Annotated in this window: 31 protein-coding genes; 29 read left to right on the plus strand and 2 right to left on the minus strand. The window is 60.5% G+C overall.

Going from position 1 to position 25208, the window contains the following annotated elements; all coding sequences use genetic code 11:
* The first annotated feature begins 7 nt into the window (after positions 1–7).
* The 6 genes from rpsL (at position 8) to BACI9J_RS24605 (ending at position 9020) form a co-directional block, all read left to right on the plus strand.
* Complete coding sequence (rpsL, locus tag BACI9J_RS05600) at positions 8–382, plus strand: 30S ribosomal protein S12 (RefSeq protein WP_009358312.1); 375 nt, start codon at positions 8–10, stop codon at positions 380–382.
* A 1-nt stretch (position 383) separates the two neighbouring features.
* On the plus strand, positions 384–854 hold the full coding sequence (gene rpsG, locus BACI9J_RS05605) for a 30S ribosomal protein S7 (protein ID WP_003803829.1): 471 nt from the start codon (positions 384–386) through the stop codon (positions 852–854).
* Between the two features lie 69 nt (positions 855–923).
* Complete coding sequence (fusA, locus tag BACI9J_RS05610; protein WP_011775599.1) at positions 924–3038, plus strand: elongation factor G; 2115 nt, start codon at positions 924–926, stop codon at positions 3036–3038.
* 232 nt (positions 3039–3270) lie between these two features.
* On the plus strand, positions 3271–4461 hold the full coding sequence (tuf, locus tag BACI9J_RS05615; RefSeq protein ID WP_011775598.1) for an elongation factor Tu: 1191 nt from the start codon (positions 3271–3273) through the stop codon (positions 4459–4461).
* A 155-nt stretch (positions 4462–4616) separates the two neighbouring features.
* On the plus strand, positions 4617–8864 hold the full coding sequence (locus BACI9J_RS05620; protein WP_159733545.1) for a hypothetical protein: 4248 nt from the start codon (positions 4617–4619) through the stop codon (positions 8862–8864).
* Positions 8865–8894: 30 nt separating this feature from the next.
* Positions 8895–9020, plus strand: coding sequence for a hypothetical protein (locus BACI9J_RS24605; RefSeq protein ID WP_268891917.1), 126 nt, complete (start codon positions 8895–8897; stop codon positions 9018–9020).
* A 41-nt stretch (positions 9021–9061) separates the two neighbouring features.
* Here the strand turns inward: BACI9J_RS24605 and BACI9J_RS05625 are convergent, their stop codons facing one another.
* A complete protein-coding gene (locus BACI9J_RS05625; protein WP_159733546.1) occupies positions 9062–10492 on the minus strand; it encodes a GH1 family beta-glucosidase in 1431 nt (476 codons plus the stop codon).
* A 382-nt stretch (positions 10493–10874) separates the two neighbouring features.
* On the opposite strand from BACI9J_RS05625, the gene rpsJ reads away from it, so the two are divergent.
* The 23 genes from rpsJ (at position 10875) to map (ending at position 23753) form a co-directional block, all read left to right on the plus strand.
* Positions 10875–11183 (plus strand): 30S ribosomal protein S10, encoded by a 309-nt coding sequence (gene rpsJ / locus BACI9J_RS05630; protein ID WP_003803825.1) that lies wholly within the window; start codon positions 10875–10877, stop codon positions 11181–11183.
* 17 nt (positions 11184–11200) lie between these two features.
* Entirely contained in the window at positions 11201–11851 is a 651-nt protein-coding gene (gene rplC, locus BACI9J_RS05635) for a 50S ribosomal protein L3 (protein ID WP_011775595.1), read from the plus strand.
* A gap of 4 nt (positions 11852–11855) precedes the next feature.
* The gene (gene rplD / locus BACI9J_RS05640; protein ID WP_142938370.1) at positions 11856–12473 is read left to right on the plus strand and encodes a 50S ribosomal protein L4; all 618 of its coding nucleotides are present in this window, start codon (positions 11856–11858) and stop codon (positions 12471–12473) included.
* Positions 12470–12775 carry a 50S ribosomal protein L23 gene (gene rplW, locus BACI9J_RS05645; RefSeq protein ID WP_024817589.1) on the plus strand — a complete coding sequence of 102 codons (306 nt, stop codon included), beginning with the start codon at positions 12470–12472 and terminating at the stop codon, positions 12773–12775. Before rplD ends, rplW begins: the two co-directional genes overlap by 4 nt.
* Before the next feature lie 29 nt (positions 12776–12804).
* Positions 12805–13644 carry a 50S ribosomal protein L2 gene (rplB, locus tag BACI9J_RS05650; protein ID WP_011775592.1) on the plus strand — a complete coding sequence of 280 codons (840 nt, stop codon included), beginning with the start codon at positions 12805–12807 and terminating at the stop codon, positions 13642–13644.
* A 12-nt stretch (positions 13645–13656) separates the two neighbouring features.
* Positions 13657–13938: a 30S ribosomal protein S19 gene (gene rpsS, locus BACI9J_RS05655; protein WP_011775591.1), complete on the plus strand. Its 282-nt coding sequence runs from the start codon at positions 13657–13659 to the stop codon at positions 13936–13938.
* A gap of 38 nt (positions 13939–13976) precedes the next feature.
* The gene (gene rplV / locus BACI9J_RS05660; RefSeq protein ID WP_011775590.1) at positions 13977–14342 is read left to right on the plus strand and encodes a 50S ribosomal protein L22; all 366 of its coding nucleotides are present in this window, start codon (positions 13977–13979) and stop codon (positions 14340–14342) included.
* Positions 14343–15164 carry a 30S ribosomal protein S3 gene (gene rpsC / locus BACI9J_RS05665; RefSeq protein WP_011775589.1) on the plus strand — a complete coding sequence of 274 codons (822 nt, stop codon included), beginning with the start codon at positions 14343–14345 and terminating at the stop codon, positions 15162–15164.
* A complete protein-coding gene (gene rplP, locus BACI9J_RS05670; RefSeq protein ID WP_003803795.1) occupies positions 15165–15581 on the plus strand; it encodes a 50S ribosomal protein L16 in 417 nt (138 codons plus the stop codon).
* A gap of 2 nt (positions 15582–15583) precedes the next feature.
* Positions 15584–15904 carry a 50S ribosomal protein L29 gene (gene rpmC / locus BACI9J_RS24300; RefSeq protein ID WP_014922387.1) on the plus strand — a complete coding sequence of 107 codons (321 nt, stop codon included), beginning with the start codon at positions 15584–15586 and terminating at the stop codon, positions 15902–15904.
* Positions 15901–16197, plus strand: a complete 297-nt coding sequence (rpsQ, locus tag BACI9J_RS05680; protein WP_011775587.1) for a 30S ribosomal protein S17 — start codon at positions 15901–15903, stop codon at positions 16195–16197. Before rpmC ends, rpsQ begins: the two co-directional genes overlap by 4 nt.
* 353 nt (positions 16198–16550) lie before the next feature.
* The gene (rplN, locus tag BACI9J_RS05685; RefSeq protein ID WP_003803789.1) at positions 16551–16919 is read left to right on the plus strand and encodes a 50S ribosomal protein L14; all 369 of its coding nucleotides are present in this window, start codon (positions 16551–16553) and stop codon (positions 16917–16919) included.
* Positions 16920–16922: 3 nt separating this feature from the next.
* A complete protein-coding gene (gene rplX / locus BACI9J_RS05690) occupies positions 16923–17282 on the plus strand; it encodes a 50S ribosomal protein L24 (RefSeq protein WP_062073171.1) in 360 nt (119 codons plus the stop codon).
* Entirely contained in the window at positions 17282–17860 is a 579-nt protein-coding gene (gene rplE / locus BACI9J_RS05695) for a 50S ribosomal protein L5 (RefSeq protein WP_011775585.1), read from the plus strand. The genes rplX and rplE overlap by 1 nt, the downstream gene beginning before the upstream one ends.
* Before the next feature lie 78 nt (positions 17861–17938).
* Complete coding sequence (rpsH, locus tag BACI9J_RS05700) at positions 17939–18337, plus strand: 30S ribosomal protein S8 (protein ID WP_011775584.1); 399 nt, start codon at positions 17939–17941, stop codon at positions 18335–18337.
* A gap of 18 nt (positions 18338–18355) precedes the next feature.
* Positions 18356–18892, plus strand: coding sequence for a 50S ribosomal protein L6 (gene rplF, locus BACI9J_RS05705; RefSeq protein WP_062073167.1), 537 nt, complete (start codon positions 18356–18358; stop codon positions 18890–18892).
* Between the two features lie 3 nt (positions 18893–18895).
* Positions 18896–19279, plus strand: coding sequence for a 50S ribosomal protein L18 (rplR, locus tag BACI9J_RS05710; RefSeq protein WP_011775582.1), 384 nt, complete (start codon positions 18896–18898; stop codon positions 19277–19279).
* 29 nt (positions 19280–19308) lie between these two features.
* Positions 19309–19980, plus strand: a complete 672-nt coding sequence (gene rpsE, locus BACI9J_RS05715) for a 30S ribosomal protein S5 (RefSeq protein ID WP_011775581.1) — start codon at positions 19309–19311, stop codon at positions 19978–19980.
* 2 nt (positions 19981–19982) lie between these two features.
* Positions 19983–20189: a 50S ribosomal protein L30 gene (rpmD, locus tag BACI9J_RS05720; protein WP_011775580.1), complete on the plus strand. Its 207-nt coding sequence runs from the start codon at positions 19983–19985 to the stop codon at positions 20187–20189.
* Positions 20189–20671, plus strand: a complete 483-nt coding sequence (gene rplO, locus BACI9J_RS05725; RefSeq protein ID WP_159733547.1) for a 50S ribosomal protein L15 — start codon at positions 20189–20191, stop codon at positions 20669–20671. Before rpmD ends, rplO begins: the two co-directional genes overlap by 1 nt.
* Positions 20672–20856: 185 nt before the next feature.
* Positions 20857–22167, plus strand: coding sequence for a preprotein translocase subunit SecY (secY, locus tag BACI9J_RS05730; RefSeq protein ID WP_159733548.1), 1311 nt, complete (start codon positions 20857–20859; stop codon positions 22165–22167).
* Between the two features lie 5 nt (positions 22168–22172).
* Positions 22173–22742, plus strand: a complete 570-nt coding sequence (locus tag BACI9J_RS05735; protein ID WP_174754477.1) for an adenylate kinase — start codon at positions 22173–22175, stop codon at positions 22740–22742.
* Between the two features lie 183 nt (positions 22743–22925).
* On the plus strand, positions 22926–23753 hold the full coding sequence (map, locus tag BACI9J_RS05740; RefSeq protein ID WP_159733549.1) for a type I methionyl aminopeptidase: 828 nt from the start codon (positions 22926–22928) through the stop codon (positions 23751–23753).
* Positions 23754–23824: 71 nt separating this feature from the next.
* Here map and BACI9J_RS05745 read toward each other — a convergent pair whose 3' ends face one another.
* A complete protein-coding gene (locus tag BACI9J_RS05745) occupies positions 23825–25171 on the minus strand; it encodes an ABC transporter substrate-binding protein (protein ID WP_159733550.1) in 1347 nt (448 codons plus the stop codon).
* Positions 25172–25208 lie beyond the last annotated feature (37 nt).

Below are 25208 nucleotides of genomic sequence, written 5' to 3' on the forward strand. Positions count from 1 at the left end.
CACGAAAGTGCCTACGATTAACCAGCTGGTCCGCAAGGGCCGCACGCCGAAGGTCTCCAAGACCAAGGCTCCCGCGCTGAAGGGCAGCCCGATGCGCCGCGGTGTTTGCACCCGCGTTTACACCACCACCCCCAAGAAGCCGAACTCGGCTCTCCGTAAGGTGGCACGTGTGCGTCTCAACGGTGGCGTAGAAGTTACCGCCTACATCCCCGGTGTTGGCCACAACCTCCAGGAGCACTCCATCGTGCTCGTCCGTGGTGGTCGTGTTAAGGACCTTCCGGGTGTCCGCTACAAGATCGTCCGCGGCGCACTCGACACCCAGGGTGTCAAGAACCGCAAGCAGGCTCGCAGCCGTTACGGCGCAAAGATGGAGAAGAAGTAATATGCCTCGCAAGGGTCCGGCCCCGAAGCGGCCGCTAGTTTCCGATCCCGTTTACGGCTCCCCGTTGGTCACGCAGCTGATCAACAAGGTTCTTGTTGACGGCAAGAAGTCCACCGCAGAGCGCATCGTTTACGGTGCACTCGAAGGTGCACGTGCCAAGTCCGGCGGCGACCCCGTTGCCGCTCTCAAGAAGGCCATGGACAACGTCAAGCCTTCGCTCGAGGTGCGTTCACGCCGTGTTGGTGGCGCTACCTACCAGGTTCCGGTTGAGGTCAAGCCGGGTCGCTCCACCGCTCTCGCTCTGCGTTGGCTCGTGGGCTACTCCAAGGCCCGCCGCGAGAAGACCATGACCGAGCGCCTCCAGAACGAAATCCTGGATGCCTCCAATGGTCTTGGTGCCGCTGTGAAGCGTCGCGAAGACACCCACAAGATGGCCGAGTCCAACAAGGCCTTCGCACACTACCGCTGGTAAAAACTTTCCGGACGCCGCCGGCTCACTGAGCCGGCGGCGAACGTGTAGTCCATCCGAAAGGGAGACCCCGTGGCACAGGACGTGCTTACCGACCTTAATAAGGTCCGCAACATCGGCATCATGGCCCACATCGATGCCGGCAAGACCACCACTACCGAGCGCATCCTGTTCTACACGGGTGTGAACCACAAGATCGGCGAGACGCACGACGGCGCTTCGACGACTGACTGGATGGAACAGGAAAAGGAACGCGGCATCACCATCACGTCTGCCGCCGTGACTTGCTTCTGGGACAAGAACCAGATCAACATCATTGACACCCCGGGCCACGTTGACTTCACGGTTGAGGTTGAGCGCTCCTTGCGCGTCCTCGACGGTGCAGTTGCAGTGTTCGACGGCAAGGAAGGCGTGGAGCCGCAGTCCGAGACTGTTTGGCGCCAGGCTGACAAGTACAACGTTCCGCGTATCTGCTTCGTCAACAAGATGGACAAGCTGGGTGCTGACTTCTACTTCACCGTAGACACCATCATCTCCCGTCTTGGTGCCAAGCCGCTGGTTATGCAGCTGCCCATCGGCGCTGAGAACGACTTCATCGGCGTTGTTGACCTCCTCGAAATGCGCGCCCTGGTTTGGCCTGGCGACGCTAAGGGTGACGTCACCATGGGCGCTTCCTACGAAGTGCAGGAAATCCCGGCGGACCTCCAGGCGAAGGCCGAAGAGTACCGTGCACAGCTCGTTGAGACTGTGGCCGAGGCTTCCGAAGAACTCATGGAGAAGTACCTCGAAGGTGAAGAACTCACCCTCGAAGAGATCAAAGCCGGCATCCGCAAGATGACCATCAACTCTGAGCTCTACCCGGTCTTCTGTGGTTCTGCCTTCAAGAACCGCGGTGTCCAGCCGATGCTTGACGCCGTTGTTGACTTCCTGCCGAACCCGCTCGACGTCCCGCCGATGATCGGTCACGATCCCCGCGACGAAGAGAAGGAACTCACCCGTAAGCCCTCTGCTGACGAGCCGTTCTCGGCCCTCGCCTTCAAGATTGCTGCGCACCCGTTCTTCGGCCAGCTGACCTTCGTCCGCGTGTACTCCGGTCACGTTGAGGCAGGCGCCCAGGTGGTTAACTCCACCAAGGGCAAGAAGGAACGCATCGGCAAGCTGTTCCAGATGCACGCCAACAAGGAAATGCCTGTTGAGGGCGCTACCGCCGGCCACATCTATGCAGCCATCGGTCTGAAGGACACCACCACGGGTGACACCCTGTGTGATGCCAACAACCAGATCGTCCTCGAGTCCATGAGCTTCCCGGAGCCCGTGATCTCGGTTGCGATCGAGCCCAACACCAAGGGTGACCAGGAGAAGCTCTCCACGGCCATCCAGAAGCTCTCCGCTGAGGACCCGACCTTCCAGGTCTCCCTCAACGAAGACACGGGCCAGACCATCATCGCCGGCATGGGCGAGCTCCACCTGGATATCCTGGTGGACCGCATGCGTCGCGAATTCAAGGTCGAGGCAAACGTTGGCAAGCCGCAGGTTGCTTACCGCGAAACCATCAAGCGCGCCGTCGAGCGCCTTGACTACACGCACAAGAAGCAGACCGGTGGTTCGGGTCAGTTCGCAAAGATCCAGATTGCGATCGAGCCCATGGACACCGCTTCCGGCGAGCTGTACGCGTTCGAAAACAAGGTCACTGGTGGCCGCGTTCCGCGCGAATACATCCCGTCCGTTGACGCTGGTATCCAGGATGCACTGAACGACGGCGTCCTGGCCGGTTACCCGGTTGTCGGCATCAAGGCCACGCTGATTGACGGCGCGTCCCACGATGTTGACTCCTCGGAAATGGCGTTCAAGATCGCCGGACGCATGGCTTTCAAGGAAGCTGCACGTAAGGCGAACCCTGTTCTGCTTGAACCGCTGATGGATGTTGAGGTCCGCACACCTGAGGAATACATGGGTGATGTTATTGGTGACCTGAACGCCCGTCGTGGCCAGATGCAGTCCATGGAAGACGCAGCAGGTGTGAAGGTTATCCGTGCACACGTTCCGCTGTCCGGCATGTTCGGCTACATCGGTGACCTCCGGTCCAAGACCCAGGGTCGCGCTGTGTACTCCATGACGTTCAACAGCTACGCGGAGGTCCCCAAGGCAGTAGCCGACGAGATCATCCAGAAAACCCGCGGCGAGTAATCTCCCGGTAACGGATGCAATTCCGGTATCGGGAAGGCATCTGAGCGCTTGAGGCGGGGCTGCGGCGAAAGCCGCGGCCCGGCCCCTGCGCAAACAGGCTCGAGGAACTACCATTGGTTCCTGAATCTGCAATTTCACCAAAACCAAGCCCCCAAGTAGACTTGCTAAAGTTTCTGCCGCGAAAAGCGCGGCCGAGGAGCACGTTCACTTGAAATCGTTCTAGGAGGAACCTGTGGCAAAGGCAAAGTTCGAGCGGACTAAGCCGCACGTCAACATCGGCACCATTGGTCACGTTGACCACGGTAAGACGACGCTGACTGCCGCCATTTCCAAGGTGCTGTACGACCAGTACCCGGATCTCAACGAGCAGCGCGACTTCGCGTCGATCGACTCTGCTCCGGAAGAGCGCCAGCGCGGTATTACCATCAACATCTCCCACGTGGAGTACCAGACCGAGAAGCGCCACTACGCACACGTAGACGCCCCGGGTCACGCTGACTACATCAAGAACATGATCACCGGTGCTGCCCAGATGGACGGCGCAATCCTCGTGGTTGCCGCAACCGATGGTCCGATGGCTCAGACCCGCGAGCACGTTCTGCTCGCCCGCCAGGTTGGTGTTCCCTACCTGCTGGTCGCACTGAACAAGTCCGACATGGTTGATGACGAAGAACTCCTCGACCTCGTCGAAATGGAAGTTCGTGAGCTCCTGAGCTCGCAGGGCTTCGATGGCGATGAGGCTCCGGTTGTTCGCGTTTCCGGCCTCAAGGCTCTGGAAGGCGACCCGGTTTGGGTCAAGTCCGTCCAGGACCTGATGGCAGCTGTCGACGAGTCCGTTCCGGACCCCGTACGTGACCGCGACAAGCCGTTCCTGATGCCGATCGAAGACGTCTTCACGATCACCGGCCGTGGCACCGTTGTTACGGGCCGCGCCGAGCGTGGAACCCTCGCCATCAACTCCGAGGTTGAGATCGTTGGCATCCGCCCGATCCAGAAGACCACGGTTACCGGTATCGAGATGTTCCACAAGCAGCTCGACGAAGCATGGGCCGGCGAGAACTGTGGCCTCCTGCTCCGCGGTCTGAAGCGCGACGATGTCGAGCGTGGCCAGGTTGTCGTCAAGCCGGGTTCCATCACCCCGCACACCGACTTCGAGGCTAACGTCTACATCCTTTCCAAGGACGAAGGCGGACGTCACAACCCGTTCTACTCCAACTACCGCCCGCAGTTCTACTTCCGTACCACGGACGTAACCGGCGTTATCACCCTGCCGGAAGGCACGGAAATGGTTATGCCTGGCGACAACACTGAGATGACCGTTGCGCTCATCCAGCCGATCGCTATGGAAGAGGGCCTCGGCTTCGCTATCCGCGAAGGCGGCCGCACCGTTGGTTCGGGACGTGTTACCAGCATCATCAAGTAGTCTCTACTTGTAGATCGGTGATACTCCGGCCCAGCCGGTAGTTAGCTGGAAGAAACCCCACCGCTACGGCGGTGGGGTTTCTTTTTGCTATAGTTACTCTATCGAATGGATAAAGGCCGTATTCTTACTGCGTCTTCCGTAACCAAGGAGCTTCCATGACTGCATTTCTCATACTGCTGCTCCTCGTCGTCGTTGGCGGGGTGGGCTTTGCAGTCGGGTTGGCGAAGGGACGTAGAAGTGCGGCTCATGAGCCTTCTGCGGGCCAGAACGCCGCTTCATACCAGGCGGGCTTTCTGGCGGGCCATCTGGCTGGTTGGCGGGACGCTGAGGCCAAGGGACTGTACAAGGACGGCTCACCGGGACGGACGATCACTCCAGCAACCGTGAATCCACCGCCCGCTCCGGCTCATGTCCAGTCGCCCGTGTTGCCGGAGTCGCCCGTGTTGCAGGAGTCGCCCGTCTTGCCTGAGCCGCCCATGCAGCTGCCGCCCATGCCGCTGCCACCCATGCCGGCTCCGCCTGTGGTCCATAACCCAACGCCGCGCCAAGCGCCGGCTATCCAAGCGCCCGCGCCGCAGCAGCCTGTTCAGCAGGCGTCCGCCCGGCAGCAACCTGCTTTCCAGGTCACGCAACCGCCCGTACTCCACGAGTCTCCGGAAGCCGCCGCTGCGCGCAAGGAGAAGCGCGATCAGCAGAACATCAACGTCACGCTCTACGTCGCCAGCCTCTTGCTGGTAGCTGCCGGTGCCCTGTTCGTGGGTACAAGTCTTCCGGCCCTCTTCCGTTTCGTGGGGATCTGGTTCATCACCGCCCTGTTCTACGTTTCGGGCATGGTCATCCACTCGCGCGTGCCGCGCCTGCGTCCCGCGGCCGTTGCGTTCGTCGGAACTGGGCTTGCGCTGGTCCCGGTCACGGGCCTGGCCATGTACAACTTTGTGCTTCACAACGGCCCGGCGGCTTGGCTGGTCACGTCGCTACTTGGGACAGCCGTCTACGCGTACACCGCTGTAAGGCTGGACAACAAAGTCCTGGCCTTCCTGTCCCTCAGCTTTGTCGTCTCAACGGCGTGGTCCGGCGTTTCCGTTCTTGGTGGCGCACTGGTTTGGTACTTCACGGCTCTGATCGCAGTGGCAGTTCTCCTGACGGTTGTGTCTTTGCTGCGTCCCGCGTGGCTTCCCCCGCTCTACGTCCGTCCTCTGATGGTGCTGCACCCGGCGCTGGTTCCCCTCGTGGCTGTTGCTGTCACCTTCACGCCGCACCTCTTGTCCAAGGGGGAGTATGCCTGGGTCATGCTGATGTGCGGCATCTATTTCGCTGTGATGTTCTTCGTTCCGCGGGCTCGCTACCGTGTGCAGCATCTCTACGGTGCGCGGGCTGCGTTGACGCTGGCTCTGCTTGGGCTGGTGTGGGATGTCACCGCGAACGTGAGCACTGTGTTGCTGGCCGCGGTGCTTTGCCTTGGAGTCCAGGCGCTGGGTGTTGCCTTCCGCGGCAGGAAGTTGCTGCCCGGCTCCTGGTGGGCTGACACCGTTTCGTGTTTGGCGCTGCAACTTCTCACCTCGGCTATCCTCACCGTGGTGCTGGAGTTCAGGCCGTTCGATGTTCCCAATTATGTTCCCCTCGCCGCCACCATGCTGACTGCCATGGTGATTGGTTGGAAACTGGGCCGGGGCATGGAGTTTACCCCGGCCGGCGTGCTGGCCGCGGCCGGTGCTCTTGGTGGGCTGCTGGGAGCGTGGCCCGTCTCGGTGCTCCTGGCTTCGGCATCGCTTTACTGGTTCCTGCGTGCGTTGATTCGGCCAACCGCTTTGCGTCAGTTCTTCATTCTTGCGGGCAGGGTTGCGCTGACTCTGGCTGTTCCCGTGGCGGTGGCTGGTGCATTGACTGGAAGTTCGGACAGGACTTCCTACTCCTTGATGACGTTCGTGGTCGCTGCAGCTGCACAGCAATTGGTGAGTGCCGGGTTCGCGCGTGGGGGAGTCCTGCTGGTAGCCCCCCAGGCATCGGTGGCCGGCTTTGGCGGTGGCGCTGTGGCAGGACTTCTTCTCTTGCCGATATTTGACGAGGCCGCCGGCCGTCCTATCGTTGCCGCAGCGGTACTCGTTTCTTTGGTGGCAGCTTTGGCAGCGGGCATCTTGCTGTTTCAGCCGGCTCATCCGGCATCAGGTGCCAAGGTTGCCTGGCGTGCCGCGGTGGCCGAAGTCATTGGCCCGCTAACTGCCCTCATCGCGGGCAGCGTGGCAGCAGCCTTCGTGTCCTGGGCGCTGGGAAATGGCGTCCTTCTGGCATTGCTTGCTTACTTCGTGGTCACTGCCCTAAGGATTTCCAAGTCGTTCCACCGGCAGGTTTATTGGTGGCTTTCCCGGGCGGCGGGGACGCTGCTGGTGGTGTCGGCCTACGGCGACGCAACGCAGCATGGCTGGAGTATTCGCTTCGCCGGTGAAGGTCCTTCCGCAGCACTTGTTCTGGTGGTGGCTGCTGCGTTCCAGCTGGTCTTTCCCCTCCTCGCCGGCAGCCGACGCCGCTATCCTCAAGCTTCCGTAGTGGATGCTGGCGTGGTATTTGCCATCATGGCCGGGGCAACCACAGTCCTTGGTCTCACCGGTGCGTTGTTCGGGGGAACCGTTCGGGAAAGCTGGCAGCCTGGAGTTGCGGCGGTAACAACTGCCCTTGCCGCCGTCCTGGTCAGTGCAATTTTCAGACGCCACGCCATTGGCTGGATTTTTGCTCCCGTCGCTTTCGTCCTTCTCCTAGCACTTCGCTGGGGGAACATCCGGGACGTAGAAATAGTGCTGGGCATATTTGCGGCGTACAGCGGCTTCATGATGGGTGCGGTTCGCCAGCGATTGGTCCGCGGTTGCTACTTGTTGGCGGTCCGGGTTCTTGCAGGCGTACTCGTCGCGGTGGTAGTAGCAGACGTGACGGATTCGCCGGCAGCGGTGTCCTTGTGCCTGGCTCTGGTTCTCGTGTTGCAGCACGTTCTGACTTTCGTCCTACGCACAAGTGGTGTTGATGTTGCCTTCCAAAAGGCAACAGTCCACGTCACTTTGGGTGCTCAACTCTTGCTGCCGTTTACTTACTTACTTGCAAGGGATTACGACGGCGGCGGCCGCTGGGTGGCGATGCTTGAGTTTACGCTGGTCGCAGCTTCTGCGGCCCTTGCCTGGCGCATGCTCGACGCCCGCGGATCCCGGTACTTCGCTACCGCAGCAATTGGGGCCGGGGTCATCGCTGCCGGGCCGGGACTCGTATTCCCGGTTTCAACATGGCTGCACCAGCCGCTGCTGGATAAGTCCCAAGTCCCTGTTGTCCTGCTGGCCCTGGCAATGGTCATGGTTGCTGCGCGGATGATGTTCCGCCCGGAGAAGGCGCCCGAGGATTCGGTAGCCGGCGCCACTGAGCGCTGGTTCTGGTTCGTCTCAGCGTTGGCGTTCACACTGGTTGGCGGCCTTCTGACCCTGGGTATTTCGCACTCCCTGACCGGACTGTCCGTGCTGGTCTTGGCGGGCGTCCTGTTTGCGGCCTCGCACTTTGAACGGCTCCCGCATCTGTATGCGGCTGCTGCTCCGGCGGTGCTGGTAGGGGCTGTACCCGCCGTCGACGGTTTGCTGCGGGGGCTGCCTCCGGGAACCTGGAGCGACTACGCTGTCTGGCTCAGTGCCGGTGTGGGGACCGCGGTGCTTCTTTATTCCCTGAGGATGTTCGGCGGGCCTTCAGTCAAGGGGAATGGCTGGCGGCGTATCTCCTTGGCCGCCACTGCCGCCTTGGGGGTTGCAACAGCGGCGGCCGTGGGGCTGGGCCGGGACCAAACATCCATGCTGGGGTTTGTCCTGGTGGTGGTAACCGGGGTGCTGGTGGTGGTTGAGGTACCGCGGGGCAAGTGGGTGGCAGCCGAGCTTGCGGGAATTGTCTCTGTTGCAGCTCTCCAACGGGCGGTGCTCTTCGTGGACGGGTCCAGTCCTGATTTGTTCTGGACCGCGCAATGGTACGTGGCGGCCGGGGCCGTTATAGCAGGGGTGCGCTATGGAATGGGGCATGGAAGGGAAGGCTTCCTTCGCCTGTGCATCACAGCTGGTGCCCTGTCTTTTACGTCATTGGGAACCATCTTCGCCGGAACGTCCTCTCAGCAGCTCTACGTACTCGTGGCACACGTTGTGCTGCTGGCAGCGGGCCTGCTTCTGGCTGAACGGATATTGGTGTGGTGGGGTGCCATCGCCGTAGCGCTGAGCATCATGTGGGCGCTGCGCTCCTATGCCTTTGCCATGCTTGCCCTCGTTGCCCTGGGGCTGATTGTGCTGGCAGTGTGGCGTTTGAACCGCAAGCCGCCAAGCGATGGCGGGCCGGGCCCAAGCGGAGATCCGAGCGGCGTCCCTGGTGCGCGGACCCGTGACGGAATCCGATAATGTTGCAGTCTACGAAAAGAGGAGCGCACCATGGAATTCCTGATTTTCCTGGCGGTCATTGCTGCTATCGGCGGCGGTGTGCTGTGGGGGCGAAAGAACTTCAAGAGCGAGATCGAACGTGCAAAGCGGATACGCCGGGCCAACAAAAACCACTAGGGCGATTCGCCTGGCCTGCTCGATTTAACCCATGCGGGCTACTAGTGATGATGGCGTGCCCGGATCAAGGACCTGTACCAGTAGAACGACTCCTTGGGGGTTCGTTCCAAGGTGTCGAAGTCCACGTGGATCAAGCCGAATCGTTGCGAGTAGCCTGCTGCCCACTCGAAATTGTCCAGCAAGGTCCAGACGTAGTAGCCGCGGAGATCCACATCCTCGGCGAGGCCTCCAGGACCGGTTGCCGTCAATGCATGGCCCAGATGTTCAGCCAGGTAAGTGATGCGGTTGGTGTCCTGGATAGGTCCATCAACGTGGGTTGGCTCGGGAAAGCTTGCGCCGCCTTCTGTGATGTAGACGGGAGGTAGGGCCTCCCCGTACCGGTCCTTCATTTGGCGCAGCAGCAAAGCCAGATACTCCGGTGCAACGGGCCAGCCAAACCCGGTTGTCTCGTACTCCTGGTAGGCGGCCAGGTGGAAAGGAACTTTAGTCATCTCCGGTGACGTTCCAGTGGGAATTTCCGCAGGCCCGGGGCCCGCTGCCACCTTTACGGGGTAGTAGTAGTTGAGCCCATAGAAGTCCAGGGGCTGGCTGATAAGTTCAAGGTCGCCATCGTGGACCGTCCCCAATGAGCGGAACCAAGGTTTCATGGGCAGGGGTGGCTTGGGATATTGGCCGAGCAGTATCGCGTCGGCATAGATGCGGTTGAGTATCAGGTCCAGGGCCTGCGTCATCAGCCGGTCGCCAATACTGGTGCCGGCGGGCTCCACGGGGCAATGCATGTTGGACACCCCGATCTGCCCTTTCACGCCGACGCTGCGGAGAGCCCGCACGGCCATGCCGTGCCCCAGCAACTGATGATGTGCAGCAGGCAGGGAATCGAAAAGCAACTGCCGGCCCGGGGCATGCACTCCCAGTGAGTACCCCTGCACGGTCACGGAGACGGGCTCGTTCATGGTGACCCAGTGATCCACGCGGTCACCAAAGCGTTCGGCGGCGGCTTCGCAGTAGACAGCAAAGCGTTCGGCAGTGTCCCGGTTCATCCACCCACCGGCATGCTCCAGCTCCAACGGGGTATCCCAGTGGTACAGCGTGGCCATGGGGGAGATGCCTGCAGCCAGGAGTTTGTCTATCAGGCGGTCGTAGAAATCCAGCCCACGCTGGTTGACTGCGCCTTTGCCGCCAGGTTGGATCCGGGGCCACGAGAGGGAAAAGCGGTAGGAGTCGACGCCAAGTTCCTGCATCAGGGCGATGTCTTCATCGGAGCGGTTGTAGTGATCGCACGCTACGGTGGGGGAGCCGCCGTCGACTATGGCTCCGGGCTTTTCCGAGAACGCGTCCCAGCCCGAGGGCCCGCGTCCATCTGCGGTCAACGAACCCTCAACCTGGAAAGCGGCAGCCGCCACGCCTAACGTAAACCCCGGACGCAGGCGGGCGGCGAGATCTTCCACAGAGCCTGAATCCTGGGCGTTCATGACCCCATCATCCTCACCGTTTGAAGGCCGGGCAATGGCTCTTCCGGGTCGATTGGCCTTTACACCATATTTCCGCCATACTGGATGAGTTGTTCAAGCGCTTCTTCGTGTCCCGATCCGGATAATGCCGGGTGTCAGGGTCCAGGCTGAAGCCCAAACATAACCCTGAACCCCATGATTGCGGTCGAGTTTGCGTGGAAATCGCGACACGCCCGACCGCGGGGGTCGGTGCGCCGACAAGGTGAGGAACCCGGATTATTCCGGATTCAGCTTGTGCGGCGTGTGGTGGTAAAACCTCAAACGCTTCGGCGGCCACATCAACAGGTAAGTAAACAGAGCAGCCCTAACTAGAGCAGCACTAGCTGAAAGAGAGTCAGGCGACATGGCGGGACAAAAAATCCGCATCCGGCTGAAGTCATATGACCACGAGGTCATTGATGTTTCAGCGCGGAAGATCGTTGAGACGGTCACGCGCGCAGGCGCAACGGTAGTCGGCCCGGTGCCCCTGCCGACGGAGAAGAACGTTTACTGCGTTATTCGCTCTCCTCACAAGTACAAGGACAGCCGTGAGCACTTCGAAATGCGTACTCACAAGCGTCTGATCGACATCATCGACCCCACGCCGAAGGCTGTTGACTCGCTTATGCGTCTCGACCTGCCGGCCGACGTGAACATCGAAATCAAGCTCTAGGGAGGTGCTGAGAGACTATGACCGCAACCCGTAACGTAAAGGGCCTGCTGGGCACGAAGCTCGGCATGACCCAGGTCTGGGACGAGAACAACAAGCTCATCCCGGTAACTGTTGTCCAGGCTGACTCCAACGTCATCACCCAGCTGCGTAACGCAGAGGTAGATGGCTACGTCGCCGTACAGATCGGCTACGGCCAGATCGATCCTCGCAAGGTAACCAAGCCGCTGGCTGGTCACTTTGAAAAGGCAGGCGTAACCCCTCGCCGCCACGTCGTCGAACTGCGTACCGCAGACGCCGCATCCTACGAGCTGGGCCAGGAGCTCTCTGTTGAGATCTTCGAAGCCGGCCAGAAGATCGACGTCGTCGGCACCTCCAAGGGTAAGGGCTTTGCCGGTGTTATGAAGCGTCACGGCTTCCACGGCGTTGGCGCTTCCCACGGTGCCCACAAGAACCACCGTAAGCCTGGCTCCATCGGTGGCGCATCCACCCCGAGCCGCGTCTTCAAGGGCCTGAAAATGGCCGGCCGCATGGGCGCCGAGCGTCACACCACGCTGAACCTCACGGTTCACGCGATTGACGCTGAGAAGTCGCTGCTCCTTATCAAGGGTGCCGTTCCCGGTGCCCGCGGCCAGGTCGTACTCGTACGCACCGCCGTGAAGGGAGCCTAGTTAAATGACTAGCACTGTCAAGGTAGACCTGCCTGCAGAGATCTTCGACGTCCAGACCAACGTGCCGCTGCTGCACCAGGTCGTCGTCGCACAGCTCGCTGCTGCACGCCAGGGTACCCACAAGACGAAGACCCGCGCCGAGGTTTCCGGTGCAGGTCGCAAGCCGTTCAAGCAGAAGGGCACCGGCCGCGCCCGTCAGGGTTCAATCCGTGCTCCTCACATGACCGGCGGTGGCGTTGTCCACGGTCCGACCCCTCGTGACTACAGCCAGCGCACCCCCAAGAAGATGAAGGCTGCTGCACTCCGTGGCGCCCTGTCTGACCGCGCCCGTAACGGCCGTATCCACGTCATCGCTGAACTGGTAGCCGGCACCAAGCCGTCCGCCAAGGAAGCACTGGCGTCGCTGCGCGCAGTCTCCGAGCGCAAGAACCTGCTCGTCGTAATCGAGCGCGCCAACGATGTTGCTGCACTCTCCGTGCGCAACCTCGAAGGTATTCACGTTCTGTACGCAGACCAGTTGAACACCTACGACGTACTCATCTCCGACGACGTGGTCTTCACCAAGGCTGCTTTCGAGGCGTTCGTCGCTGACAAGGCCAAGAACGAGGAGGCCTCCAAGTGAGCGTAACCACCATCAAGGACCCGCGCGACGTCGTGCTTGCACCCGTCGTTTCGGAAAAGAGCTACGGTCTGATCGACGAAGGCAAGTACACCTTCCTGGTGGACCCTCGCTCGAACAAGACCGAAATCAAATTGGCCGTTGAGAAGATCTTCTCGGTCAAGGTTGACTCGATCAACACCATCAACCGTGCCGGTAAGCGCAAGCGCACCAAATTCGGCTGGGGAACGCGCAAGAGCACCAAGCGTGCAATTGTCACCCTCAAAGAAGGCACAATCGACATCTTCGGCGGTCCGCTCGCGTAGCGGAGACCACTTTAACGAGGAAATAAATTATGGGAATCCGTAAATACAAGCCGACTACCCCGGGCCGTCGTGGCTCGAGCGTAGCCGACTTCGCTGAAATCACGCGATCGACTCCGGAAAAGTCGTTGCTGCGTCCGCTGCACAAAACAGGCGGCCGTAACAACTCCGGTAAGATCACCACCCGTCACAAGGGTGGTGGGCACAAGCGCCAGTACCGTCTGATCGACTTCCGTCGTCACGACAAAGATGGCATCAACGCCCGCGTTGCCGAAATTGAGTACGACCCGAACCGCACGGCTCGCATCGCACTCCTGCACTACGTTGATGGCACCAAGCGTTACATCATCGCTCCTAACAAGCTGTCCCAGGGTGACTTCGTCGAGGCTGGTCCTGACGCCGACATCAAGCCGGGCAACAACCTGCCGCTGCGCAACATCCCGGTTGGTACCGTAATCCACGCAGTTGAACTGCGTCCGGGTGGCGGCGCCAAGATGGCACGTTCCGCAGGTGCTTCGGTACAGCTCGTTGCCAAGGAAGGCCGCTTCGCCCAGCTGCGTCTGCCCTCCGGTGAAATCCGCAACGTTGACGTGCGCTGCCGCGCAACCGTCGGCGAGGTCGGCAACGCCGAGCAGTCGAACATCAACTGGGGCAAGGCCGGCCGTATGCGCTGGAAGGGCGTTCGCCCGACCGTCCGTGGTGTAGCCATGAACCCGGTTGACCACCCGCACGGTGGTGGTGAAGGTAAGACTTCCGGTGGACGTCACCCGGTTAACCCGAACGGCAAGCCCGAGGGCCGTACCCGCCGTCCGAACAAAGAGAGCGACAAGCTTATTGTTCGTCGCCGCCGTACTGGCAAGAACAAGCGATAGGAGCCTGGACACATGCCACGCAGCCTGAAAAAAGGTCCTTTCGTTGACCAGCACCTCTTTGTGAAGGTCGCACGGGAAAACGATAAGGGCACCAAGAACGTCATCAAGACCTGGTCCCGCCGTTCGATGATCATCCCCGACATGCTCGGGCACACGATCGCCGTACACGACGGACGCAAGCACATCCCGGTGTTTGTCACTGAGTCGATGGTCGGGCACAAGCTCGGCGAATTCGCTCCCACGCGGACATTCCGCGGCCATGTTAAGGACGACCGTAAGGGCAAGCGCCGCTAGGCGCCTGACTTTACGTCTTAGACGAGAGAAGGAAAGCAATGGAAGCCAAGGCTATTGCGCGTCACATCCGCGTAACGCCTATGAAGGCCCGGCGCGTCGTCAACCTTGTTCGTGGTAAGCAAGCGAATGAGGCTCTGGCAATTCTGAAGTTTGCCCCCCAGGCAGCTTCGGAGCCGGTATTCAAGGTACTTCAGTCGGCAATGGCCAACGCACGTGTCCTCGCGGACCGTGACGGCGTTGCATTCGACGACAGCGACCTCTTCATCACCGAAGCATTTGTTGATGAAGGCCCGACCATGAAGCGGTTCCAGCCGCGTGCCCAGGGCCGCGCCTACCGCATTAGGAAGCGGACCAGCCACATCACGCTGGTTGTCGCAACCCCGGAGAAAGAGGAGGCTCGCTAAGTGGGACAGAAAGTAAACCCGCACGGGTTCCGACTCGGCATCACCACCGACCACGTTTCGCACTGGTTCGCTGACAGCACCAAGCCCGGACAGCGCTACAAGGATTTTGTCCGTGAGGACATCAAGATCCGTCAGCTCATGTCCACCGGCATGGAGCGCGCCGGCATCGCCAAGGTTGAAATCGAGCGCACCCGTGACCGCGTCCGCGTGGATATCCACACGGCACGCCCGGGCATCGTCATCGGCCGCCGCGGCGCTGAAGCAGACCGCATCCGCGGCGAGCTCGAAAAGCTCACCGGCAAGCAGGTTCAGCTGAACATCCTCGAGGTCAAGAACCCCGAGATGGAAGCACAGCTTGTTGCCCAGGGCATCGCTGAGCAGCTGACTTCCCGCGTGGCTTTCCGCCGTGCGATGAAGAAGGCCATGCAGTCCGCACAGCGTGCGGGTGCCAAGGGTATCCGTGTTGCTTGCTCGGGTCGTCTGGGTGGCGCAGAAATGTCCCGCTCGGAGTTCTACCGCGAAGGCCGTGTGCCCCTGCACACCCTCCGCGCGAACATCGACTACGGCTTCTACGAAGCCAAGACCACCTTCGGCCGTATCGGTGTGAAGGTTTGGATCTACAAGGGTGACGTAACTGCCAAGGAACTGGCTCAGCAGGCAGCTGCTGCTCCGTCCCGTGGCCGTGCAGGAGACCGTCCGGGCCGCCCGGGCGGCGACCGCCGTCGTCGTAACGACCGTCCGGCAGCTGAGGCAGCACCCGCTGCCGTTGAAGCACCGGCCGCTGAAGCTGCTGCTCCGGCAGCAGAAGGAGGACAGGCTTAAATGCTTATCCCACGTCGAGTCAAGCACCGTAAGCAGCACCACCCGGGTCGTTCCGGCGCTGCAACGGGCGGCACCAAGGTCAGCTTCGGTGAGTACGGTATCCAGGCTCTGAGCCCGGCATACGTTACCAACCGTCAGATCGAGTCCGCTCGTATCGCGATGACCCGCCACATCAAGCGTGGCGGTAAGGTCTGGATCAACATCTACCCGGACCGTCCGCTGACGAAGAAGCCTGCTGAAACCCGTATGGGTTCCGGTAAGGGTTCTCCGGAATGGTGGGTCGCAAACGTCAAGCCGGGCCGGGTTCTCTTCGAACTCTCCGGTGTCAATGAAGAGGTAGCTCGCGAGGCCCTGCGCCTGGCAATCCACAAGCTCCCGTTGAAGGCACGCATTGTGCGTCGCGAAGGTGGTGAATAGAAATGGCAGTAGGGTCGAAGGATCTCGCACCCGCACAGCTGGACGGTTTCGACAACGAGCGTCTCGTTGAAGAACTCCGCAAGTCCAAGGAAGAGCTGTTCAACCTGCGTTTCCAGTCCGCCACCGGACAGCTGGAGAACCACGGTCGCCTGCGCGCGGTAAAGAAGGACATCGCACGCATCTACACCGTTCTCCGTGAGCGCGAGCTGGGCATTCGTGCCGAGGTTGCCGCACCGGTTGTGGAAGCCAAGGAAGAAAAGAAGTCCAAGAAGGCTGCCAAGGCTGAAAAGGCCGAGGTTGAAGCTGGAGAGGACGCCAAGTGAGCGAGAAGGAAACTGTGACGGAAGCAGCAGCCAGCGCTGAACAGCGCGGTTACCGTAAGACGCGTCGCGGCTACGTTGTCTCTGACAAGATGGAAAAGACCATCGTTGTTCAGGTTGAAGACCGCGTGAAGCACGCTCTGTACGGCAAGGTTATTCGCCGCACCTCGAAGATCAAGGCTCATGACGAAGAGAACACCGCCGGCATCGGCGACCTCGTTCTCATCTCTGAGACCCGCCCGCTCTCCGCTACCAAGCGGTGGCGTCTGGTGGAGATCCTCGAAAAGGCCAAGTAAATCCGACGCCGGGCACGCCTGGCAGTGATTCACTGGAAAGGCCCGCATTCCTCAGGGAATGCGGGCCTTTCCGCTTGTCCAGCCGTTTCGGTTTAGAGCTGTAAACGTGCTAGGATATTGAGTTTGTATGGCGCCACTTGTGCGTCGTCCACTACCTCGTAAACAATCGTGCTGCTGCATACTGCCCCGCGCAGAGTTTTCTGCAAGGGAAGCTGATGCTTGTGGCACGGGCGTTTAGGCCCGTCCTGGCAAAATCCAGACGGGTCAAGAGACACCCCGATCAACCGTTCCGCAAGGCTCATTCCGTATGCATGATTTCGGTCTGAGAACCGGCGCGACGCAAGGAGTAAAAATTGATTCAGCAGGAGTCGCGACTGAAGGTCGCCGACAACACGGGTGCTAAGGAAATCCTTACCATTCGCGTTCTCGGTGGATCTGGCCGTCGCTACGCAGGCATTGGCGACGTCATCGTCGCAACCGTCAAGGACGCTATCCCTGGCGGCAACGTAAAGAAGGGTGACGTCGTCAAGGCTGTCATCGTTCGTACCAAGAAGGAACGCCGCCGTGCGGATGGTTCCTACATCAAGTTTGACGAAAACGCAGCTGTGATCCTGAAGAACGACGGTGACCCCCGCGGTACCCGTATCTTCGGCCCGGTTGGTCGTGAACTTCGCGACAAGAAGTTCATGAAGATCGTTTCGCTGGCCCCGGAGGTGCTTTAGTCCATGGCTAAGATCAAGAAGGGTGACCTCGTTCAGGTCATCACCGGCGCCAAGCAGGAACGTGGCGGCGACCGCGGCAAGCAGGGCAAGGTCCTGCGCGTATTCCCTGACACCAACCGCGTGCTGGTAGAGGGAATCAACCGCGTCACCAAGCACACCAAGGTCGGTCAGTCGCAGCGCGGCACCAAGACCGGTGGCATCGAGGTTGTTGAAGCCCCGATCCACGTTTCCAACGTTGCTTTGGTTGACCCGTCGACCAAGAAGCCGACCCGTGTTGGTTTCCGTCTCGACACCGTTGAGAAGGATGGCGCTACCAAGACCGTCCGTATCCGCGTGTCCAAGGCCACCGGGAAGGACATCTAATGACTGAGACTCTCGAGACTCCAGTAAAGATCGTTCCGCGTCTGAAGACGAAGTACGCAGAGACCATCAAGAAGTCCCTGCAGGACGAATTCAGCTACGCGAACGTCAACCAGGTTCCCCGCCTGGTGAAGGTTGTAGTGAACATGGGTGTTGGAGATGCCGCCAAGGACTCCAAGCTGATCGACGGCGCTGTCCGCGACCTCACCCTGATCACCGGCCAGAAGCCGCAGGTAACCAAGGCCCGCAAGTCGATCGCTCAGTTCAAGCTGCGCGAAGGCATGCCCATCGGTGCACACGCAACTCTGCGTGGAGACCGCATGTGGGAATTCGTGGACCGTCTGGTTTCGCTTGCACTGCCGCGTATCCGCGACTTCCGCGGCCTCAACGGCAAGCAGTTCGATGGCAACGGTAACTACACCTTCGGTCTGACCGAGCAGGTTATGTTCCACGAAATCGACCAGGATTCCATCGACCGCGTTCGCGGTATGGACATCACGGTTGTCACCACCGCCAAGACCGATGACGAAGGCCGCGCGCTGCTCAAGGCGCTTGGTTTCCCGTTCAAGACCGAAAACTAACTACGTGACAGGTCCGTCCGCGCAGGCTCCTAAGAGCAGGCGCAGCGGAAACCGGTACGAGGAAGGGCTATAGCCCAAATGACAATGACAGATCCTGTCGCAGACATGCTCACGCGTCTGCGCAATGCAAACTCGGCATACCACGACACCGTGTCCATGCCGTACAGCAAACTGAAGGCACGCGTTGCTGACATCCTTAAGGCAGAAGGCTACATTGCCGGCTGGAAGGAAGAAGACGCCGAGGTTGGCAAGAAGCTGACCATCGACCTGAAGTTCGGTCCGAACCGCGAGCGTTCCATCGCTGGCGTCCGCCGCATCTCCAAGCCGGGCCTCCGCGTTTACGCGAAGTCCACCAACCTGCCGCACGTGCTGGGTGGCCTGGGTATCGCAATCCTGTCCACCTCTTCCGGCCTCCTGACTGACAAGCAGGCCGGCAAGAAGGGCGTGGGCGGCGAAGTCCTCGCGTACGTCTGGTAACGGGAAAGGAAGAGAATAATGTCACGTATTGGACGTCTCCCCATCACCGTTCCTGCCGGAGTTGAGGTCAAGCTCGATGGCTCCGTCATCAGCGTCAAAGGTGCCAAAGGCGAGCTGAGCCACACTGTGGCCAGCCCGATCGAGGTTACCCAGGAAGAGAACACTCTCACGGTCACCCGCCCGAACGACGAGCGCAACTCGCGTTCGCTGCACGGCCTGACCCGCACCCTGATCGCCAACATGATCCAGGGCGTTACCGAGGGCTACGAGAAGAAGCTTGAAATCGTTGGTACTGGTTACCGCGTTCAGGCCAAGGGTTCTGACCTGGAGTTCGCTCTGGGCTACAGCCACCCTGTCAGCGTCTCTGCACCCGAAGGCATCACCTTCGTAGTAGAGGGTCCGACCAAGCTCTCTGTTGCGGGTATCAACAAGCAGCAGGTCGGCGAGGTTGCTGCCAACATTCGCAAGCTGCGCAAGCCTGACCCCTACAAGGGCAAGGGTGTCCGTTACGCCGGCGAAGTCATCCGCCGCAAGGTCGGAAAGGCTGGTAAGTAAACCATGGCCATCGCAATTAACAAGAAGCGTTCGAACAAGAGCAAGTCTGCTGCACGCAGCCGTCGCCAGCTTCGTATCCGCAAGCGCATCACCGGTACGGCTGTACGTCCTCGTCTGGTCGTCAACCGTTCGGCACGTCACGTATTCGTCCAGGTTGTCGATGACAGCAAGGGTGTAACCGTGGCTTACGCTTCCACCCTGGAAGCTGACCTCCGCGCATTTGACGGAGACAAGACTGCCAAGGCCAAGCGCGTCGGCGAGCTCGTTGCCGAGCGTGCCAAGGCTGCAGGCGTCGAGGCTGTTGTCTTCGACCGTGGCGGTAACAAGTACCACGGCCGCATCGCCGCCGTCGCTGACGGTGCTCGCGAAGGTGGGCTGGCACTGTGACCGTTGAAAATAACGAAAAGGACATTCAGGTGACTGAAGCTGTAGCTGCTGAAGCAACTGAGACCGCTCCCGCTACCGATGACCGCCGCGGCGGACGTCGTGGCGAGCGCGGCGACCGTGGCCAGGGCCGCGGCGACCGTGGTGGCCGTGGTGGCCGCGACGGCGGTCGTGAGGCTGAGAAGAGCCAGTTCGTAGAGCGCGTTGTCACCATCAACCGCGTTGCCAAGGTCGTCAAGGGTGGTCGTCGCTTCAGCTTCACCGCTCTGGTCGTCGTCGGTGACGGCAACGGTATGGTCGGCGTTGGCTACGGCAAGGCCAAGGAAGTTCCCGCGGCTATCGCAAAGGGTGTTGAAGAGGCCAAGAAGTCCTTCTTCCGCGTTCCCCGCGTTGGCAGCACCATCCCGCACCGTGTGCAGGGTGAGGCCGCTGCAGGTGTAGTCCTGCTGCGTCCGGCTTCCGCCGGTACCGGTGTTATCGCCGGTGGTCCGGTCCGCGCGGTATTGGAGTGCGTGGGTATCCACGACATCCTCTCCAAGTCGCTCGGTTCCTCAAACGCGATCAACATCGTTCACGCGACTGTTGCCGCTCTGAAGCAGCTCGAAGAGCCCGCTTCCGTGGCTGCCCGCCGTGGCCTGCCGCTGGATGAGGTTGCTCCTGCTGCTCTGGTGCGCGCGCTCCAGAACCAGAAGGCAGGTGTTTAGTCATGGCTAAGAACCTGACTCCCTCCGACGCCAAGTTGGAGATCACCCAGATCAAGGGCGTCATTGGCGCCAAGCAGAACCAGAAGGCTACCCTTCGGTCCCTCGGCCTGAAGCGCATCGGACACACCGTTGTCCGCAACGCTGACGCCGTGACTGTTGGCATGCTGAACACGGTTCCGCACCTCGTGAATGTAGAGGAGGCGAAGTAATGGCAGAGAACAAGACCGCCGAAGAGACTGCTGAGAAGCAGCACGCTCTGAAGGTCCACCACCTGCGCCCCGCCCCGGGTGCCAAGACAGCCAAGACCCGTGTTGGTCGTGGTGAAGGCTCCAAGGGTAAGACCGCTGGTCGTGGTACCAAGGGTACGAAGGCCCGCTACCAGGTAAAGGCTGGCTTTGCCGGCGGCCAGCTGCCGCTGCACATGCGCCTGCCGAAGCTGCGCGGCTTCAAGAACCCGTTCCGGGTTGAGTTCCAGGTTGTCAACCTGGAGAAGCTCAACGAGCTGTTCCCGGAAGGTGGCGTTGTCACCGTCGAGTCCTTGGTTGAGAAGGGTGCCGTTCGCAAGAACCAGCCCGTGAAGGTGCTGGGCACCGGCGACATCACCGTCAAGGTTGACGTCACCGCCCACGCATTCTCTTCCAGCGCTTCGGAAAAGATTGCTGCAGCAGGCGGAACCACCACTGCGCTCTAGTAGCCAGTGGGGCTGATGCCCGTTGAAAAAGGATCCCGGTATGCGGGGCTTCGGCCCTGTATACCGGGATTTTTTGCGTGATTGTTGACTCTCGATTATTCCGAGGGCGTCACAAGCGGTTAGACTCGGTTGTTGGGTTTCATTGATCCAATCCACATCCTTGTACTTTCTACTCAGGAGGACGCTTGCTAAGCGCATTCGGCCGGGCGTTTCGGACGCCTGATTTGCGACGCAAGTTGTTGTTCACGCTGGGAATCATCACAATCTTCCGCTTGGGAGCTTTCATCCCCTCGCCTGGTGTGAACTACCAGAATGTCCAGCAATGCTTGAACACCGGTGACACCTCGCAGGGCATCTACCAGCTGGTGAACTTGTTCAGCGGCGGCGCGTTGCTGCAGGTTTCAGTGTTTGCCTTGGGCATCATGCCCTACATCACGGCGAGCATCATTGTGCAGCTGCTCCGGGTAGTCATTCCCCGGTTCCAGCTGCTCTATGAAGAAGGCGCCTCCGGTCAGTCAAAGTTGACGCAGTACACCCGGTACCTCACCATCGCCCTCGGCCTGCTGAACGCCACCACCCTGGTGTCGCTGGCCCGATCCGGTCAGTTGCTTCCGGGCTGTAACCTGCCCATCATCCCTGATGAGAGCATCATCACCACCATCCTCATCATCATCACCTTGACGGCCGGCACCGGCCTCATCATGTGGATGGGTGAGCTGGTCACCGAAAAGGGTGTGGGCAACGGCATGTCGCTGCTGATCTTCACCTCGATCGCTGCAAGCTTCCCCGGCTCGCTGGGTTCCATCTGGACGTCAAAGGGCCCGGGAACGTTCTTCATCGTTCTGGCCGTGGGGCTGCTTACCGTGGCCTTGGTGGTCTTTGTGGAGCAGTCGCAGCGCCGTGTTCCCGTTCAGTACGCCAAACGGATGATCGGACGCCGCACAGTCGGCGGCACCAGCACGTATATTCCCATCAAGGTGAACATGGCCGGCGTCGTGCCTGTCATCTTCGCTTCCTCCATGCTGTACCTGCCCGGGCTGATTTCGCAGTTCAACCAGCCGGCGCCAGGGGAGCAGATGGCCCCGTGGGTTGAGTGGATCAACAACAACCTCACCCGTGGCGACCACCCCATCTACATGGCACTCTATTTCGCCATGATTGTGTTCTTCACCTACTTCTACGTAGCCATCACCTTCAACCCTGAAGAAGTGTCGGACAACATGAAGAAGTACGGCGGGTTTATTCCGGGCATCCGGGCGGGTAAACCGACCGCGGACTACCTGCAGTACGTGCTTTCCAGGATCACCTTGCCTGGAGCCCTCTACTTGGGCTTCGTGGCATTGATTCCTTTGGTTGCACTCGTCCTGATCAACGCCAACCAGAACTTCCCGTTCGGTGGCACATCAATTCTGATCATGGTGGGTGTTGGCTTGGAGACCGTCAAGCAGATTGATGCGCAGCTACAACAACGTCACTACGAAGGGCTTTTGCGATGACGAGAATGCTGATCATTGGACCTCCCGGTTCGGGCAAGGGTACACAGGCTGAGCGGATTTCCGAGCGCCTCGGCGTAGTCGCCATCTCCACCGGCGACATCTTCCGTGCCAACGTCAAGGGCGAAACGCCTTTGGGCATTGAAGCCAAGAAGTACATGGATGCCGGCGACTTCGTTCCGGACAGCGTCACGAACAACATGGTTCGCGACCGACTGAGCCAGAGCGACGTCGAGAACGGCTTCCTGCTGGACGGTTACCCGCGCACCACCGCACAGGTTGACTACCTGGACCAGATCCTCGCTGAGGGTGAGCAGGAGCTCGACGTCGTGCTCCAGCTGACCGCTGATGATGAAGAGCTGGTAGCCCGCCTCCTTGGCCGTGCCAAGGAAACGGGCCGTTCGGATGACAACGAAACCGTCATCCGTCACCGTCTGGATCTCTACCACGAGCAGACAGAGGCAGTCGTGGCCAAGTACGCCGAGCGTGGCATCCTCACGCAGGTTGATGGCATCGGCGGTATCGATGAAGTTACCGACCGTGTGCTGACGGCCATCGAGTCAGCCAAGGCTGTTTAGTAGTTCTCCACATAGCCGTTCATCCGGCGTTGGAGTGAGGGGTGTGTCCCGTACTGTGAGTGCGGGACGCACCCTTTTCCTTTTCCACCCAGCATCTGAATTTCGGCCACGCTTCCCGGTACGGGAAAATGGTTGAAGCAGGGGGCCGGTTCGGCCTCTACAGCAAACCTTCCAGAGGAGATCATGGCGTTCGGTCAGCCCCGCATTGAATACAAAACCAACGAGCAGATGCGCACCATGCACCAGGCCGGCCTTGTGCTGAGCCGTGCACTCGACGCTGCCGTTGCGGCGGCCAAGCCGGGTGTCACCACCAAGGACCTGGACGACGTCTTCGCCGCGGTGCTCAATGATGCCGGAGCAAAATCCAACTTCCTCGGGTACCACGGCTTCCCGGCCACCATCTGCACTTCGGTCAATGAGGAAGTGGTCCACGGCATCCCGGGCGGCAAGGTCCTCAATGATGGCGACATCATCTCCATTGACGGAGGCTGCATAGTTGACGGTTGGCATTCCGACTCCGCCAGGACCGTGATAGTGGGTACCGCGGATCCGGAAGACCAGCGTCTCTCCGACGTGACTGAAGCAGCTATGTGGCGCGGCATTGCAGCACTCGCCAAGGGCAAGTTTGTGGGCGACATCGGAAACGCAATTGATGACTACGTTTCCTCGGTCCCAGGGAAGCCGTTGGGCATCCTGGAAGACTACGTGGGCCACGGCATCGGCTCCGAGATGCACATGGCCCCGGACGTCTTGAACTATCGGACCGGCCACCGTGGCCCCAAGATCCGGCCCGGCCTGTGCCTGGCCATTGAACCCATGCTGGTCCGTGGTGACATCGAGACCGCAACACTGGACGACGACTGGACTGTGGTGACCACCGACGGCAAGCGGTCCTGCCAGTGGGAGCATTCCGTGGCTGTCCATGACAAGGGCATCTGGGTGCTGTCCGCCCCGGATGGAGGCGCCGGGCAGCTGGCGCCGCTCGGCGTCGTGCCCGTGCCTATCCCGTAACAACTGCAAGAGAAGAGCCGGGCCGCAAAAGCAGCCCGGCTCTTTCTTGTTCTGAAGCGGTTCCGAAGCGGTTATGCCTTCAGCTTGGGCTTCACATCCTTGGTGTAAATGCCCTCAAGGGTTTTCTTCAGCTCGGTCATGGTTGCTTGTACGTCGCCTTGTTGCGTGAGGATCTTGGCCGCTGACTTTGCCATTTCCTGATCGGCACCCGGCAGGAATACCCGTGCGTTGTCCTGGACCTTGGTTGCCGCCAGTTGATCCATGGCCGTCTTGATCTGTGGTGTTGTTGCAAGGACGGACGACATGTCGGCAGAGAGCCTGGTGGGCATGTAGCCGGTGGCTGCCGAGAAAGCGGCCGTGTTCTCTGGCTCAGTCATGAACTTGAGGAACGTCGCTGCGGCCAGCTGTTCTTCCTTGCTGATGCCGCTGGGAATGCCCAGGCCGGCACCGCCCGTGGGGCAGACTCCGCTGGGTGCCTCCGGGCCGCCGGGCAGGAAACCGACTCCCACGTTGAACTTGGCCGCCTTCAAGACGCCCAACAGAGAGCCAGTGGAGGAAATAGTGGACGAAGTGATCCCGGCGGCGAAGTCGTCTGCCGCTTCTTTGGAGGAGACGCCGGCCCAGCCGTCCTTGTAGATCGAATCCTGCGCCCACTGCAGCGCGGCCACGGACTGAGGAGAGTCACAGGTGATATCCCAATCCTTGGACCAGCTGCCACCCCAGCCCCAGAGGTTGTTCTGCAGGGTCCAGCCGGCGTAACCGGCAAGGGCAGGGTAGATGTATGCGTACTGCGCGCCCGAGGTGGCCTTCAGCTTAGGTGCCCACTCTGCGAACTCCTGCCATGTGGCAGGGGCTCGGTCCGGAAGTCCGGCGGCCTTGAAATGATCCTTGTTGTAGTAGAACAGCGGCGTGGACCGGCCATAGGGGAGTGCCCACTGCTTGTCTTCGTACTTGTAGTCATCCACCAAGGACTTCTGGAAGTCGTCGATCTTGATATCCAGCTGCTTCACCAAGCCGTCAATGGGGATGATGCTGCCGTTGGAGTAATAGCGGAACCACCAGACGTCCGAGAGGACCACCAATCCCGGCAGGCCCGTCTTGGCTGCCTGGGAGGTTTGGAACTTCTGTGCGATCTCTTCATAGTTGGCGCCGGCCGTCACCAGGTTGACTTTGATGTCAGGGAACTTGGCATGGAACTTCTCGATGATCGCCTTCTCCACGTCCTGGGACTTGCCCGGGTGGTTGGTCCAGAAGTCGATGGACGCGGCGGGCTTTACGCCGCTGAAGTCGATCGTTGTGGTGTCCACGGCCTCTGCCGTGCCCGCCGTCGATGGCCCGCCGCATGCGGCGAGGGCCGCAGCTCCGGCTCCGAGGCCTGCCAGCCCCAGGAAGTGGCGGCGGTCAAGGTTGGTGCGCATGGTGTTTCCTCTCAATAAAGTGCTTCGATGCGAATGG

This window comes from Arthrobacter sp. 9V (assembly GCF_902506065.1).
Lineage (GTDB): Bacteria > Actinomycetota > Actinomycetes > Actinomycetales > Micrococcaceae > Arthrobacter.

Excerpts from the sequence above, each read along its gene's own strand:
- BACI9J_RS05625 (WP_159733546.1), bottom strand. The coding sequence starts at position 10,492 with ATGAACGCCCAGGATTCAGGCTCTGTGGAAGATCTCGCCGCCCGCCTG.
- rplP (WP_003803795.1), top strand. The coding sequence starts at position 15,165 with ATGCTTATCCCACGTCGAGTCAAGCACCGTAAGCAGCACCACCCGGGT.
- rpmC (WP_014922387.1), top strand. The coding sequence starts at position 15,584 with ATGGCAGTAGGGTCGAAGGATCTCGCACCCGCACAGCTGGACGGTTTC.
- rpsS (WP_011775591.1), top strand. The coding sequence starts at position 13,657 with ATGCCACGCAGCCTGAAAAAAGGTCCTTTCGTTGACCAGCACCTCTTT.
- rpsJ (WP_003803825.1), top strand. The coding sequence starts at position 10,875 with ATGGCGGGACAAAAAATCCGCATCCGGCTGAAGTCATATGACCACGAG.
- rpmD (WP_011775580.1), top strand. The coding sequence starts at position 19,983 with ATGGCTAAGAACCTGACTCCCTCCGACGCCAAGTTGGAGATCACCCAG.
- rpsH (WP_011775584.1), top strand. The coding sequence starts at position 17,939 with ATGACAATGACAGATCCTGTCGCAGACATGCTCACGCGTCTGCGCAAT.
- rplE (WP_011775585.1), top strand. The coding sequence starts at position 17,282 with ATGACTGAGACTCTCGAGACTCCAGTAAAGATCGTTCCGCGTCTGAAG.
- rplD (WP_142938370.1), top strand. The coding sequence starts at position 11,856 with ATGACTAGCACTGTCAAGGTAGACCTGCCTGCAGAGATCTTCGACGTC.
- rplB (WP_011775592.1), top strand. The coding sequence starts at position 12,805 with ATGGGAATCCGTAAATACAAGCCGACTACCCCGGGCCGTCGTGGCTCG.
- rplF (WP_062073167.1), top strand. The coding sequence starts at position 18,356 with ATGTCACGTATTGGACGTCTCCCCATCACCGTTCCTGCCGGAGTTGAG.
- rplV (WP_011775590.1), top strand. The coding sequence starts at position 13,977 with ATGGAAGCCAAGGCTATTGCGCGTCACATCCGCGTAACGCCTATGAAG.
- rplX (WP_062073171.1), top strand. The coding sequence starts at position 16,923 with ATGGCTAAGATCAAGAAGGGTGACCTCGTTCAGGTCATCACCGGCGCC.
- BACI9J_RS24605 (WP_268891917.1), top strand. The coding sequence starts at position 8,895 with ATGGAATTCCTGATTTTCCTGGCGGTCATTGCTGCTATCGGCGGCGGT.
- rpsG (WP_003803829.1), top strand. The coding sequence starts at position 384 with ATGCCTCGCAAGGGTCCGGCCCCGAAGCGGCCGCTAGTTTCCGATCCC.
- rplC (WP_011775595.1), top strand. The coding sequence starts at position 11,201 with ATGACCGCAACCCGTAACGTAAAGGGCCTGCTGGGCACGAAGCTCGGC.
- BACI9J_RS05745 (WP_159733550.1), bottom strand. The coding sequence starts at position 25,171 with ATGCGCACCAACCTTGACCGCCGCCACTTCCTGGGGCTGGCAGGCCTC.
- rplR (WP_011775582.1), top strand. The coding sequence starts at position 18,896 with ATGGCCATCGCAATTAACAAGAAGCGTTCGAACAAGAGCAAGTCTGCT.
- BACI9J_RS05620 (WP_159733545.1), top strand. The coding sequence starts at position 4,617 with ATGACTGCATTTCTCATACTGCTGCTCCTCGTCGTCGTTGGCGGGGTG.
- rplO (WP_159733547.1), top strand. The coding sequence starts at position 20,189 with ATGGCAGAGAACAAGACCGCCGAAGAGACTGCTGAGAAGCAGCACGCT.
- map (WP_159733549.1), top strand. The coding sequence starts at position 22,926 with ATGGCGTTCGGTCAGCCCCGCATTGAATACAAAACCAACGAGCAGATG.
- BACI9J_RS05735 (WP_174754477.1), top strand. The coding sequence starts at position 22,173 with ATGCTGATCATTGGACCTCCCGGTTCGGGCAAGGGTACACAGGCTGAG.